This window comes from Candidatus Fermentibacter sp. (assembly GCA_030373045.1).
GTDB lineage: Bacteria > Fermentibacterota > Fermentibacteria > Fermentibacterales > Fermentibacteraceae > Fermentibacter.
This window is the reverse complement of sequence record JAUCPW010000052.1, coordinates 1-14086: the sequence shown is the minus strand read 5'-3', so window position 1 is coordinate 14086 and position 14086 is coordinate 1. Positions and strand designations below refer to the sequence as shown.

Annotated in this window: 12 protein-coding genes; all 12 read left to right on the top strand. The window is 67.3% G+C overall.

Going from position 1 to position 14086, the window contains the following annotated elements:
* A partial coding sequence (locus QUS11_08975; GenBank protein MDM7993433.1) for a S16 family serine protease occupies window positions 1-541 on the top strand: 541 nt, incomplete at its 5' end.
* The gene (locus tag QUS11_08970; protein MDM7993432.1) at window positions 541-1239 is read left to right on the top strand and encodes a hypothetical protein; all 699 of its coding nucleotides are present in this window, start codon (window positions 541-543) and stop codon (window positions 1237-1239) included. The genes QUS11_08975 and QUS11_08970, both read left to right, overlap by 1 nt.
* 117 nt (window positions 1240-1356) lie before the next feature.
* Window positions 1357-2385, top strand: coding sequence for a LysM domain-containing protein (locus QUS11_08965; GenBank protein ID MDM7993431.1), 1029 nt, complete (start codon window positions 1357-1359; stop codon window positions 2383-2385).
* Window positions 2382-3515 carry a hypothetical protein gene (locus tag QUS11_08960; GenBank protein MDM7993430.1) on the top strand — a complete coding sequence of 378 codons (1134 nt, stop codon included), beginning with the start codon at window positions 2382-2384 and terminating at the stop codon, window positions 3513-3515. The genes QUS11_08965 and QUS11_08960 overlap by 4 nt, the downstream gene beginning before the upstream one ends.
* Window positions 3508-4398 (top strand): tyrosine recombinase, encoded by an 891-nt coding sequence (locus QUS11_08955; protein MDM7993429.1) that lies wholly within the window; start codon window positions 3508-3510, stop codon window positions 4396-4398. Before QUS11_08960 ends, QUS11_08955 begins: the two co-directional genes overlap by 8 nt.
* A complete protein-coding gene (locus tag QUS11_08950) occupies window positions 4374-5081 on the top strand; it encodes a hypothetical protein (GenBank protein MDM7993428.1) in 708 nt (235 codons plus the stop codon). Before QUS11_08955 ends, QUS11_08950 begins: the two co-directional genes overlap by 25 nt.
* A 25-nt stretch (window positions 5082-5106) precedes the next feature.
* Window positions 5107-5742 carry an MBL fold metallo-hydrolase gene (locus tag QUS11_08945; protein ID MDM7993427.1) on the top strand — a complete coding sequence of 212 codons (636 nt, stop codon included), beginning with the start codon at window positions 5107-5109 and terminating at the stop codon, window positions 5740-5742.
* Window positions 5743-5818: 76 nt separating this feature from the next.
* The gene (locus QUS11_08940; GenBank protein MDM7993426.1) at window positions 5819-8167 is read left to right on the top strand and encodes a caspase family protein; all 2349 of its coding nucleotides are present in this window, start codon (window positions 5819-5821) and stop codon (window positions 8165-8167) included.
* Window positions 8157-9725 carry a phenylalanine--tRNA ligase subunit alpha gene (locus QUS11_08935; GenBank protein ID MDM7993425.1) on the top strand — a complete coding sequence of 523 codons (1569 nt, stop codon included), beginning with the start codon at window positions 8157-8159 and terminating at the stop codon, window positions 9723-9725. The genes QUS11_08940 and QUS11_08935 overlap by 11 nt, the downstream gene beginning before the upstream one ends.
* Window positions 9718-11388: a phenylalanine--tRNA ligase subunit beta gene (gene pheT / locus QUS11_08930; GenBank protein MDM7993424.1), complete on the top strand. Its 1671-nt coding sequence runs from the start codon at window positions 9718-9720 to the stop codon at window positions 11386-11388. Before QUS11_08935 ends, pheT begins: the two co-directional genes overlap by 8 nt.
* Window positions 11369-13363 (top strand): excinuclease ABC subunit UvrB, encoded by a 1995-nt coding sequence (gene uvrB, locus QUS11_08925; protein MDM7993423.1) that lies wholly within the window; start codon window positions 11369-11371, stop codon window positions 13361-13363. Before pheT ends, uvrB begins: the two co-directional genes overlap by 20 nt.
* A gap of 65 nt (window positions 13364-13428) precedes the next feature.
* Window positions 13429-14031, top strand: coding sequence for a hypothetical protein (locus tag QUS11_08920; protein MDM7993422.1), 603 nt, complete (start codon window positions 13429-13431; stop codon window positions 14029-14031).
* Window positions 14032-14086 lie beyond the last annotated feature (55 nt).

The window sequence follows — 14086 nt, the reverse complement described above, 5'->3', positions numbered from 1 at the left end:
GTGTATAAGAGACAGCGCCTGGACCGAGGCGGGGGGGGAGATCCTCTTCGTCGAGAGCACGACGATGCCGGGCACGGGAAAGCTTTCGCTCACGGGGCAGCTCGGCGACGTGATGAAGGAGTCGGCGCAGGCCGCGCTGACCTGGGTCAGGGCTCATTCCTCGGAGTACGGCTGCACGGCGGATTTCCAGAAGATGGACATCCACGTCCACGTGCCCGCCGGAGCCACTCCCAAGGACGGCCCTTCCGCAGGCGTGGCGATGGCCCTCTCGATCCTCTCGGCAGTCTGCGGCAGACCTCTCAGGGCGGACTCGGCGGTCACCGGGGAGCTCACGCTCCACGGCAGGGTGATGATGATAGGGGGACTCAAGGAGAAGGTCCTGGGGGCGCATTCCGCCGGCATCCGGAGGGTCCTCCTGCCGCGTGACAATACCAGGGATCTGGAGGAGATAGACGAGTCGCTGAGGCGGGAGATGGAGTTCGTGGCCATCGACAGGATCGAGGATGCCGTCGGCATTTTCCTCGTCGGGGACGGTGTTTGATGAAGCGAATCGTGGCACTTGCGCTGGCGCTTTCGATCACGGCATGCGGCAGACAGCCCGACAGGCTGGTCGACGGGAGCGGCCGGGTGGTGTACGGCCGCCTGACCGGCATGGACGCAGCCAGAGCCGAGTTCGACGGTTTCTCCGTACCGCTGCCCGAAGGGGATGCTTCGGTCCTGCTCAGGAGCGGGGCGCTCTACAGGGGGAGGGTCTCACTCGAATCCGGAGTCCTCACCGTTTCGGAGTCGGGCCGCGAGACAGGCCTCGAGATACGCGACGTGGCCGCAGTGACATGGGGGCCTTCCTCCACGCAGTCCCTGCTGCTGGATGTCCATGCCTGCGCCGGCTGGACCGACACCCACGTGGAGGTCGAACAGGGCTCCAGGATCGTGGTGCTGGCCGCAGGCCGCTCCATCGTGGGCACGGGGGCGACCGATCCGGAGGGTCTGGAGCGGACGGCCACGACTCTCTCCCTGGCGCCGGCATCGCCGGACGGTTGCCTCGTGGGCCGGATCGGATCCGACGGGGAGCCCTTCCCGATCGGAGAGTCCTGGTCCGGCATCGCAGGGCGGGCGGGGAACCTCGAGCTGGCCGTTAACGCCCCCTCGCAGGGCGCCCCCTCGGGGTGCTACACGGTGTCGATCACCGTCGAGAGCGACGGAGGAGATGCGCCATTCGCGATCTTCCCGGCGAAGTGAGCGGATCATTGACTTCCGTCCTCCGTCAACTCTAGATTTTATGAAGTTATGATATTCATGCCGGCCAGCCGGGCCCCGGGCGGGACCGGGCGCCGGAAACGGATATGGAGGTGTCGGATGCGTTCGTTCCTGTTCGTACTGGCGCTCTTGGCGCTCTCCGTGCCTGCCCTGGCCTCCTCCACCTACACGATAGGGTACGGCGACACGCTCTGGGATCTGTCGATACGATTCTACGGCACCCCCGAGTTCTGGGACGACATCCTGGCGGCCAACCCGCAGATCGCAGGCGTCGAATACCTGTCGCCGAGCATGGAGATCGTCCTCCCCGGATCGCCGACCGGTTTTGCGGGAACCTCCGTTTACACCAGCCTTCCGTCCTACGTGCAGGCACCCACGCTGACAGCCACCGTGCCCATGCTGAGCAGGATCAGGCTCGAGAACGCAGGCTTCGTCGCCACAGGCCCCCTGGCCTCGCCGGGCTCGGTTCTCGCGGTCAACGTCGAGGATCAGGAGATCGAGAGCAACGACGACGCCTACACCGGTGACATAGTCGAGATCGACATGGGCTCGGGCGACGGCGTTTCCGTCAACAGCGTCTTCAGGGTGCTCGAACCCGGGGAGACGGCCTTCGAGCCCGAGACCGGCGAGGAGATAGGCTTCATCGTGCGCGTGGCCGGGCTCCTCAGGGTCACCTCCGTGACCGAGACCACCTCGATCGCGCTCGTGGAACACAGCTTCCTGCCGATCAACGCGGGCGACCTGATAGAATGGTACGAACCGGCGCAGGACGTCGCCGTCAACACCACACCGGCCGCCGAGGACCAGACGGCATGGGTCATAGGTCTCCAGGACCCCGACTTCTCCAGGACCTACGCCTACGACGTGGTCTATCTCGACAGGGGAACCGAGTCGGGGCTCGAACCCGGTGACGTCTTCGTCATCTACAACTACGGCGACATAGCCGAGGACGTGGCCGGCAACAGGGTCATCACGGCCGACATCCCCATCTCGGAACTTGTCGTGCTGACAGCCGGTCCCACCACCTGTTCCGCGCTGGTCTCCTCCAACATCACGGGCGATCTCGTGGACGTCGGCGACAGGATCCACCTGGCGAGGAGGCAGACCGCCCAGACTGGCTCCAGATGAGTTGGAAGGTCCTGGTGAGGGCGGAGAACCCGTCCCCCGGGACGCTCGCGACTCTCGAGGAGCTCACCGGACTGGGAAGGGGCGAGGTTCTGCTCGCCCTGAGGAGGACCGGCCTCGTGGTGGGCGAGGATTTCGACGAGGAGAGGGCGCGGGCCCTCTCCCGCACCCTTGGCGATCTGGGGCTCAGCTGCTCGGTGAGCCCTTCCGCCATCCCCGAGGCTACGCAGTTCAGGGTCGTCCTCACGGGCTTCAGGCCCGGCTACAGGGCCAGGCTCCGCGAAACCCTCCAGAAGCTCTCCGGACTGCCGCCGGAGCAGATAGTCGTCTGGCTGTCGAGGATCCCGTTCGTCCTCAAGGATTCCGTCGACCACGAGACGGCCCGGCAGATCAAGAGGATCCTCGTCGAAGCCGGCGGGATGGTGGACCTCAGGCAGACCCGGGAGAATCCTGCGCAGCCGCCTGCCGGAAGGCCGGCCGCTGCGCCCGCCTCCCAGGCGGCACCCGAACAGCATCCAGCACACTCGATCCAGGAGACTGACCCTGCGGCACCGCGTCCGGCCGTCCCGCCGGACGCCTGCTCCCCACCGCCGGAACCTGCCGGAGCATCGGCGTCTCCTGGAGATCCCCCCGTCGATCCCCCGCCCTGTCCCGCGCAGGACGAGCCTCCGCTCCTCCCCGAGAGCCGCATGCCCGGGCAGGCGCCCCCCGCCCTGTGCTTCAGGTGGCCGGGCAGGTCGCCCCAGGAACCCCCGGTGATCCCGACCCCGGAGGACCTGCAGAGGATCCCTCAGTCTTCGTGCGACACCCCTCCGGTGCTGTCCCGTCCGCCTTCCGCAAGGTCCGGATCGCTTTCGGTCTACCTCAACGCGGTCTCCGGCGAGGCGGTCGAGTCCCTTCTCGAGACCCTGTGCGAAAGGCTCGAGTTCAGGCGCGAAGAAGCCCTCGCCCTCGTAGGGAGTCCGCCTCCGGTCAGGATAGCCTCGGGACAGCCGCCCGGGAAGGCGGCCGAGATCGCCGCCATGCTGGAAGGCCCGGGCGTCACCCTGAGCCTCTGTTCCACCCGGCCGTCCAGGCTGCCGAGGGAGTCGGCGCATGACGGGTTCATGAGCTGGCTCAACCGGAATGGATGATACCGCAAGGGACTACCTGGATTTCGCCGCGCTCGAGAAATCGCTCTCGAGGGCGACCGTCGCGGCTTATCGGTCGGATCTCGCGGAGGCGGAACTCTGGTTCGAGGGGGAGGGCTCCAGGCTCGACTCGGCGGATGCCGGCTCGATCGCACGTTACGCGTCCTCTCTCGGCGAGGCGGGCATCTCGCCCGTGTCCATCAGGCGAAAGATATCCGTCCTGAGGGGATATTTCCGATATCTGGAGTCCGAGGGTCTCAGGAGCGGCAATCCCGTTGCCGATCTCCCGCCGGCCCGCGTCCCCGGCAGGCTGCCGGACGTCCTCTCGCCCAAGGCGGCGGCCGCTCTCGTGGAGGCCTTCGATGGGAGCACGCCGGTTTCGGCGAGGAACAGGGCGATGCTGGAGCTGGCCTACGGATGCGGCCTGCGCGAGAGCGAGATAACCGGCCTCACGACGGACAGGATCTCCCTGGAGGATGAATGGGTGAGACCCGAGGGCAAGGGCGGCCGTGAGCGGCTCGTCCCGCTCGGGGGAGTCGCGGCGCGCTGGCTCGGGCGGTTCATGGCCGGGCCCAGGCTCGAGATCCTCGGCGGGAGGTCGAGCAGATACGTGTTCCCCGGAAGGGGAGGCCGGCCCCTCTCGCGCATGACCTTCTGGAACGTCGTCAGGCGGGCGGCCGTCCTGTCGGGGGTGCCCCTCTCCACCCATCCCCACACGCTCAGGCATTCCTTCGCGACCCATCTGCTCGAGGGCGGAGCCGATCTCAGGGTCGTCCAGGAGCTCCTCGGGCACGCCGACATCAGGACCACCGAGATCTACACCGACATAGACAGGACCTGGCTCGTGGAGGTGATGAGGACGTGCCACCCGAGATCAGGCCGATGACCGGCTTCCCCAGCTCCTTCCAGTCCTCGTGGCAGGTCGCCAGGGCGCTGTACCACATGGTCCTCTGGAGCGGGGGCAGGCGTGCGACGGTCTGGATACCTCAGTTCGCCTCCCTCAGGAACCATGTTCGTGAGATATCGCGGAGCGCAGCCGGATCGAGGGTCGAGAAGCTGTCGAGGACGCTCAGCCTGTGGCCGGATCTGGCCGAGGTGTCGGCGTCCCTCCCGGCGGATTCGGCGGCCGAGCTCATGTCGGCATGCCTCGACGAGGCCGCGGCGCTGCTCGAGCTGGGCTATCCCTCCGGTGAGGGCCTCGACTTCGTGACCAGGATGCCCTCCCCGGGATCCAACGGCAGGCGCACTCCGGCCGAGATGAGGTCGGCCGTCCACCATCTCGGCGGCGACTTCCAGCTCCTCAGGACCATGATGAGGGTCCCCGATCCCTTCGCCCCCTGCCTCAGGGTCACTTTCTCCGTCTGGCCGCGCTACCTTCCCCCCGGAGAACACGAGAGCCTGCTCCTGTCGCATCCCGGCGGAAGGCTCCCCACCACCGTGCACTATCGCAGGGACCTGAGAGGATACGCCCTCCTGTGCATGTTCGACCTCTCGGCCAGGCTGAAGGCCGCGGAGGGGATCCAGATGTCCCACGCCGGCTTCGGCGCCTTCGCGGATGAGCTCTCCTGAAGCCCCTGTAGTACTTAGCACCGGCGTGGCGCGGGGCTGGACGTGGACCAGGTGCTACCTGGCCGGCGATCCGGCCACGCGCAGGGCGGTCCTGGTGGATCCCTCCACCATGGACGCCGATGAGCGCACCCGCGTGGACAGGATGCTCTCCGGGTGGGACGTGGGGCTCGTGGTGCTCACACACGGCCACTGCGACCACATCTCGGACGCCCGCTGGTGGAGCGGGAGGCTCGGCGTCCCTCTGGCGGGGCACCCCGACGACCTGCCGCTCTTCACCGATCCCGACCTCAACGGCTCCGAGGCCTTCGGAAGGAGGCTCTCGACCGGGGGCCTGGACCTCGAACTGAACCATGGCGACAGGCTCGAGGAAGGCGTACCGGCTTCCGTCGTCATACACCTCCCCGGGCACAGCCCCGGCAGCATCGGCCTGCTCTTCCCGGGGCATCTCGTCTCCGGCGACACCCTCTTCAAGGGTTCCATCGGGACCGACAGCCTGCCCGGCCTGGGCCCCCTCTGGGGCGCCTCCATCACAGTCGAGATTGAGTCCATCCGGACGAGGATCTTCACGCTCCCCCCCGGAACCGTGGTGCACCCCGGGCACGGACCCGACACCACGGCCGGCGGCGAGGCACGCTCCAATCCGTTCGCCGCCGTACGCTAGAGTCTTCATAATAGGCCCCTGAACCCGGACCGGGCGCCCCCGGCCCGGAGGCATACTTCAAGCACCTGGAGGACAGATGAATCCGTTCGTTCTCGCAGCGATACTGAGCGGGGTCCTCCCGCCGGCCTCCGAGGTCCCTCTGATGCTCTCCGGAGAGAGCCGCTCGGTCTTGCTCGAGGACGGTTCGGCCTGGGTTCGAATCCTCGAGCAGGACTACGTCTTCCTCAGGGTCTCATCGGACCCCGCCGCCAGCCTGACCGCCTATGACGAGGAGGGCGAGGTCCTCGCCACGAGCGAGCGGGGCGGGCTCCTGCTCTCCGCCTTCGCCGACTACTGGTTCTTCGTCGAGGTGAAGGGGGCTCCCGGCTCCAGCGTAGAGATCACCGTCGCCGACAAGGCCCCCGTGCTCATGGCTCCGACTTCGGTCCAGTCGGGTGCCGTGTCGGCCAACGAGATGAGCGAGGCCTTCAGGTTCGTCCCCCCGAGGGAGGGCGCCTGGCGCTTCGAACTCGACGGGACGAGCTCCACCGACCTGGATCTGGATGTATACGGGCCCGGGATGGACCTCTGGTCCGGCGGATACAGCGCGGAGGGCGACGAGACCGTACAGGTCTGCGCCATGCCGTCCGAGACCCTCGTGGTGGTGGTTTCGAGGTACAACAAGGCGGGCGATGGAGCCTTCTCGCTCTCGGCCACGCGCACCGGAGCCTTCCCCTCGCTGTCGGGGACCCGCACGGGGACCCTCGACGGGAACAACTACGTCGCCAGGTTCAGGGTGGCTGCGTCGGACCTGCGGAGGATGCTCGACCTGGGCAGCTCCTCCGAGTCGGGGGACATCGATCTCGCACTCTACGACATCGAAGGCGAGTACCTCGCGGGCTCGTCGACCTACTCCTGCCAGGAGGCTCTTCTGCTTCCGGTCGGGGGCGACGGCTACATAGCCGAGGTGACGGCCTACGACTTCGGCGATTCTGACCGGATCAGATACGAGATCAGCGAGATGGGCGGGCTCGAAGCAGTGAGGGGCGAGCGCCTCGACACCCTCGTGACGCTCTCGTCGGGCAGGTCGTTCGTGGTGGGCATCTCCCCTCCGTCCGGCTGCATGCTGGAGATAGCCGCCCTGTTCGAGAAGACCAGGGATGGCGACTTCACGGTCTTCAGGAGCGACGGCCCGCCGGTGGTCTCCCTCACGACCGAGCGGGGAGACGAGCGGCTGGCCATGTGGGTCGAGGGAGGGGACACCCTCTGGGTGAGCCCCGGATTCGCGAGCAACGTCGATGCGACAGAGTGCAGGCTCACCATCTCCCCCTCGCGGCCAGCCGTGCTGTCGGGCACTGTGCGCGGACAGCTCGACCCGTCCGCTCCGGTCGCGGTGTTCCAGGCCAGGTCGGAGGCGGATGCCGTCCTGAGCATCCGGCTGAGGGGGGCCGAGAGGGAGACCGACTTCGACCTCTTCGTGTCCGGCCCGGGGCTGGACAGGATGGCACAGGGGTGGGTCAGCTCCGCTGATGCAGCCGGCGACGAGGAGATCTCCTTCCACACCCGCGAGGCGGCAACCTATGCGGTCACCGTATACACCTACGAGCGCAACGGTCAGGGACCCTTCACGTTATCGGCCGAGATCATCCCCGACGAGCCCCTCGCCGCTCCAGGCGGCCCGGGGGAGACCTGGGCGGTCATAGCCGGCATCAGCGGCTACCCGTCCGCCGCCGCAGTCCTCGACAGGGCCAGCATGGACGCACTCGACTTCTACAGGTTCCTCGTCACGGGCCAGGGAGTGGATCCCGACCACATCATCCTCCTCGTGGACGAGACGGCCACTGCGGACGCATTCCGCGGAGCGGTGGGAGAGGCCCTCTCGGCCGCGGGCGAGGGCGACGTCCTGTACGTGTTCTTCAGCGGCCACGGCGGCCAGGACGTCCCGGGCAGCGGGGGCACCGAGGAGGCCGACGCCACCGACGAGACGATCTGCCTCTACGACGAGGACGTGAGCGACGACTGGCTTGCCGGGAAACTGTCGGGGAACGCCGCAGGGGTCGTCCTGCTCGCCGATGCCTGCCATTCCGGCGGACTGGTGAACGACTTCGACGAGGGTTCCAACGTGCTGGTCCTCACCGCCGCCAGGGAGGACCTGAGCGTCAGCGAGAGGATCCTGACACCCATACTGCTGGACGGCGCCGGAGGAGAGGCCGACGAGGACGGGAACGGCCTCGTCACCGCCGGCGAACTGGCGACCTACGTGGACTCCCGGCTCCAGCTCGTCTGCCCGGTCTGCGACGCCACCATCGACCCCAGGACCGCGCAGTGCCCGGACTGCGGCTCGGTGCTCAAGGGCGAGAACAGGGTACCGCGCCCGGAGCAGGGAGTCTTCGTGGATCCCGGTACCGTGCTCGCGGTCACGAGGGGAGGCGGCAGTGGGAGATAGGGATCTCCACCCCCTCGAGGTCGCCCTTCTGACCAGCCTGGACGCCAGGGGCGAGGCCTGGGACGACGAACTGATCGGAACGGAAGGGCTCCCCGACGAGGGCTCCTACCGGCGGGCATCGCAGTGGCTCATCTCGAGAGGACTCGTGGAGGAGACCACTGTTCCCGGTGAGACCCGGGTGGAACTCGGCCCGCTGGGCCTGGAATGCGCGGCGGCCGGCGGCATTCCCGAAATACTGCTGCTGGGGATGATCTCCGCGGGCGTCAGCGACCTGCCTGCGGCACAGGCCGACTCCAGGTTCGAGCCGGCACGCTGGGGAAGCGCGCTGGGGGCTCTCGTGAAGGCCGGCCTCGTCTCGAGGGACGGCGCAGGGCTCTCGGCCTCCGGAACCGGTTCCGGCGTCTTCGGAAGGTTGTGGGAGACCGTCTACACGCCGCTTTCCGCAGGCCGATCCGTGGTTCTCGAGGCGCTGGACGGCGACGTGGCCGCGCTCGTGTCGGAGAGGAGCCCCAGGAGGGGCAGGGGCAGGGCGGAGTTCGTCCTCTCCGCCTCGGCCAGGCAGAAGCTGCACCTCAACGAGGCGGGCAGGGCCGCCTTCGAGCGCGCCAGGACCGAGCGCATCGCCGGGCAGCTCACGCCCGCGATGCTGGCCGACGGATCGTGGCGCGAGGTGAGGTTCAGGCGCTACGACACGGACATCCCCGCAGCCAGGATGCACTCCGGGAGGCTCCACCCCTACCGGGTCTTCCTCGATTCGATCCGGAGGAAGCTCGTGGCCCTCGGGTTCAGCGAGATGAAGGGTTCCATCGCGGAGAGCGAGTTCTGGAACTGCGACGCCCTCTTCATGCCCCAGTTCCATCCCGCGAGGGACATACACGATGCCTACTTCCTCGATACCGGCGGCAGGCGGTTCGAACCCGCGGCCGACATCCTCGCGAGGGTGGCGGCGGCCCACAGGAGCGGCGGCGGCACGGGCAGCAGAGGCTGGGACTACGAATACGACGAATCCAGGGCGGGCCTTCCCGTGCTCAGATCCCAGGGTACTGCGCTCTCGGCGAGATGTCTCGCCTCTTCGCCGCGCTCGCCCGGGAAGTATTTCGCAATCGCCCGCTGCTTCAGGTACGACCAGGTCGATGCGACGCACCTGCCGGACTTCTTCCAGATCGAGGGCATCGTCCTGGGCGAGGGCACGAACCTCCGTCATCTCGTCGGACTCCTGAGGCTGTTCGCGACCCAGTTCGCGGGGGCCGGGAGCTACAAGCTCTACCCGGGGTACTTCCCGTTCACCGAGCCTTCGGTGGAGATGCACATACTCCATCCCGCCACGGGATGGATGGAGATGGGCGGCGCCGGGCTGTTCCGCCCCGAGGTGACGGAGCCTCTCGGAGTGAACGTCCCCGTGATCGCCTGGGGGCTCGGGCTCGACAGGATGGCCATGACCGCCATGGGCCTCTCCGACATCCGTGACCTGATGACCGACGACATCGGCAGGCTGCGGGCGATGAGGGTCAGGCCCGAGAGGATGCCCGGCGGCGGGGGAGGTGTGCCTCGTGCCTAAGATCGAGGTCTCCGCGGAGGAGCTGGCCAGGCTCTCGGGATGCGACTTCACCCTGGGTGGAGGTCTCGAGGACATGCTCGTGCCGCTCAAGGCCGAGCTCAAGTCCTCGGGCGACGTGCTCAAGATAGAGCTCAACGACACCAACAGGCCCGACCTCTGGTGCGTGGAAGGCGTCGCGCGCGGCCTGGCGGCGCTCTCCGGAAGACGGCGCAGATACCTGCAGGACCTTGCCGCCCCCGATGCCGGGATCGAGGTAGATCCGTCCACGGCGGCGGTGCGTCCCTGGATCGCCGCCTTCCTCGCCGACGGCCCCGGGCTTTCCGAGGGCTGCCTCGAATCGCTGATCGCCTCCCAGGAGAAGCTGGCCTCCTCGTTCGGCAGGAACCGCAGGACGGCGGCGATCGGGTTCTACCGCTCGGGCGACATCGCATTCCCGGTCAGGTACTCTGCCGTCCCGCCCGGTTCCGTGAGCTTCGTCCCGCTGGGGCAAGAGTCCCCGATGACCCTGTCGGAGATCCTGGAACAGACCGAGACTGGCCGGAAGTACGCCGGGCTGCTCTCGGGCATGGAACTCCACCCCCTCCTGACGGACGCACGCGGATGCGTGCTCTCGTATCCGCCCGTCATCAACAGCGACGGCACCGGCAGGCTCAGGGCGGGCGACCGCGACATCTTCTGCGAGGTCACCGGCACCGACTGGACGACCGTCCAGCTCACCGCCTCCATCCTCGCATGCAACCTCGAGGACCGCGGCTTCGTGATCAGACCCGCCGTCGTCTCCTACGACAGGGCAGCACCCTCCGGCGGGAAGTCGACGGTCACGCCCCTCCGGTTCGCCGACCGCCTCCGTGCGGACCGCGCCGGGATAGGCCGCATCACGGGCGACGTGCCGTCGGATGCCGACATCGAACGCGCGCTGTCCCGCATGGGCTGGGATGGATGGACGATCGGCGCGGACGGGGTGGAGGCGGTCATGCCCCCCTACCGGCACGACGGGCTCCACTGGGTCGACCTGGTCGAGGACATAGCCATCGGCTACGGCATCGACAGGTTCGAGCCCCTTCCGCCGGAGGGCTGCACCATGGGCTCGACCGCCCCCGTGGAGGACCTCGCCGACGCGGTCAGGATAATGCTGACGGGAGCCGGCTGCGAGGAACTGCTGCTCCCCGTGCTCACCTCCGCGGCCAGGCCCGGCACGCCGCCCGGGATAGTCAGGATCCTGAACCCAATGACCTCGGAATACGGCGCCGTCAGGAACAGCCTGCTGCCGGGCCTTCTGGCGGCCGAATCCGCGAGCGCCCACGCCCCCTATCCCCACAGGCTGTTCGAGATAGGGGAGGTGCTCGAGGACGACGGCGGTCCGGGAGGTCCGCACACGGCGGTGCGGATGGCCCTGGTCATCACGGGGAACGACGCGGGCTTCGGCGAGGTGCACTCCGTCATCGCCCTGGTGTGCTTCGGCCGGGGGCTCTCCCTCTCGCTCTCCCCCGCCGACGACCCGAGGTTCATCCCCGGGAGGTGCTGCCGGGTCGTGATAGACGGGAAGGATGCAGGTGTGATGGGCGAGATCCACCCCGCGATCCTGACGGAACTGGGCATAGCAAGGCCCTCTGCCGCGATCGAGACGGGCCTGGAGTACCTCGGTGGGGATATTCAGGGTTGAGGCGCCGTTCGAGCCGGCGGGCGACCAGCCTCGCGCCATCGGGGAACTCGCCGGGGGCATCGAGGCCGGCATCCCCTGGCAGACCCTCCTCGGGGTGACCGGCTCCGGCAAGACCTACACCATCGCCAGGGTCATCGAGCGGTTCGACAGGCCGGTTCTCGTCCTCAGCCACAACAAGACCCTGGCGGCCCAGCTCTACGGAGAACTCAGAGGCTTCTTCCCCTCGGCCGCCGTCGAGTACTTCGTCAGCTACTACGACTACTACCAGCCGGAGGCGTACATCCCTTCATCCGACATGTTCATCGAGAAGGATGCCGATCTCAACGACGAGCTCGACCGGCTGAGGCTCAAGACCACCGCCGCCCTCCTCTCCAGGCGCGACGTGATCGTCGTGGCGTCGGTGAGCTGCATCTACGGCCTGGGCAACCCCTCCACCTTCCGGACCACCCGTATCGAACTCTCGAGAGGGGACGTACTGCCGCCCGAGGACCTCTGCATGTCCCTGGTGCAGATGCAGTACGAGAGGAACGACATAGCCCTGACGCGAAGCCGGTTCAGGGTTCGCGGGGATGTCGTGGACGTCGTTCCGTCCTACGCCGATACCGGGGTGCGCATCGAATTCTTCGGCAACGAGATAGAGTCGATCCGCGAGATCGACCACCTCACCGGGAGGCTCCTGGGGGAGATCGACAGGGCGTACATCTATCCCGCCAAGCACTTCGTCACTGCCGCCCCCGACCTGGACAGGGCGATAACCCTCATAGAGAAGGAGCTCGAGGCGAGGCTGCTCTGGCTGAAGGCGCGGGGGAGGATACTGGAGGCCCAGAGGCTCCAGTCGAGGACGGGCTACGACCTCGAGCTGCTCTCCCAGACCGGCTACTGCCCGGGCATCGAGAACTACAGCCGCCACCTCGCCGGAAGGGCCGAGGGGGAGAGGCCTGCATGCCTCCTGGACTATTTCCCCGAAGACATGATCGTGTTCATAGACGAGTCCCACAGGACCATCCCCCAGATCAGGGGGATGTACAGGGGTGACAGGGCGAGGAAGGAGACCCTGGTCGAACACGGCTTCCGCCTGCCCTCGGCGCTGGACAACAGGCCCCTCTTCCTCGAGGAGTTCGAGGCTGTCTCCGGCCAGAAGATCTGCCTCTCCGCGACGCCGGCCCCGTACGAGCTGGAGAAGTCGGAACGAGTCGTGGAGCTCATCGTGCGGCCCACCGGGCTTGTGGACCCCGTTCTCATCGTGCGTCAGGCCACCGGGCAGGTCGACGACCTGCTGGAGGAGACGAGGCGCACCGTGGAGAGCGGGGGCAGGGTGCTCGTGACGACTCTCACGAAGAAGATGGCTGAGCAGCTCGCATCCTTCATGGAGGATCTGGGCATCAGGGCCAGGTACGTCCACAGCGAGATAGACGCGCTGGAGAGGGTTTCGATCCTCCGCGACCTCAGGCTCGCCGAGTTCGACGTGCTCGTCGGGGTGAACCTGCTCAGGGAGGGGCTCGACCTTCCCGAGGTGTCCCTCGTGGCCGTGCTCGACGCCGACAAGGAGGGCTTCCTCCGTTCGAGGACCAGCCTGATACAGACCGCCGGCCGCGCTGCCAGGAACCTGGCCGGGCGGGTCATCCTGTACGCCGACACGGTCACGGATTCCATGAAGGACGCGATGGAGGAGACCGGACGCAGGCGTTCCATCCAGCTGGCGTACAACGAGGCGCACGGGATCGTCCCGAGGGGGATCGTGAAGACCCGGGAGGAGATACTCCGCACCACCAGCATAGCGGATTCCGCCGGGAAGGCCGGCCCCGCCCCAGACCTCTCCGACCTTCCCGCAGATCCCGAGAAAGCTGTTGCGCGCATAGAGGCCCTGATGCTGGATGCCGCCTCGAGGCTGGAGTTCGAGGAGGCCGCGAAACTCAGGGACGAGCTGCGCAGGCTTCTCCCGGCCACCGGACGCACCGGACCCTCCCGGGGTTGACACCCCTGCGGCCTCCGTCCATACTAGCCTCGCAAGTACCCACAACCCTTGAAAGGGGGCTCTTGATGAAGAGGGTTCTTTTCGTACTCGGTGCCCTTGCAGTCGCGGCCTTCGCGGCAAACAGCGTTCAGCTGGATCGCCCGCTGTACATCCCCGGGACCGACGCAACGTTGTCGTATGACGACGCCTCCGCCAACTGGCTGACCTGGGGCGGGCTCTACAGGGGTGTATGGTTCAACGTGACGGACTTCGGCACCACCGGCACCTGGGAGGCCGACAACACCGAGTTCTGGTTCTACCACCACTCGAGCTATCCCTGGGACACCGCCTCCTTCTACGCCGAAGTCTACAATGGCGACGTCTCCACCCCGGTCACCCTGCTGAACCAGACCTCCGTCACCGCCACCCACTATGCCGCGGTGTACGCCAACTACTCCTCCCCCCTCATCACCGAGGAGCAGTTCTGGGTCCTGATCAACACCGAGATGTCCGGCGGCGGCTGGCCTTCGGTGCTGGGCGACCCCACCTACTCGACCGACCACAGCTTCTTCAGCGATGACTTCATCGTCTGGGAGCCGTGGGGCATGGGCGACTACTTCATCCGCACCACCGGCGAGTTCTCGCTGAACAGCGAAACCTGGGGCGCCATCAAGGCCCTGTACAACTAGTACCTGTTCCGGTTCTGTCTCTTATACACATCTGACGCTGCCGACGAGTTCCGAA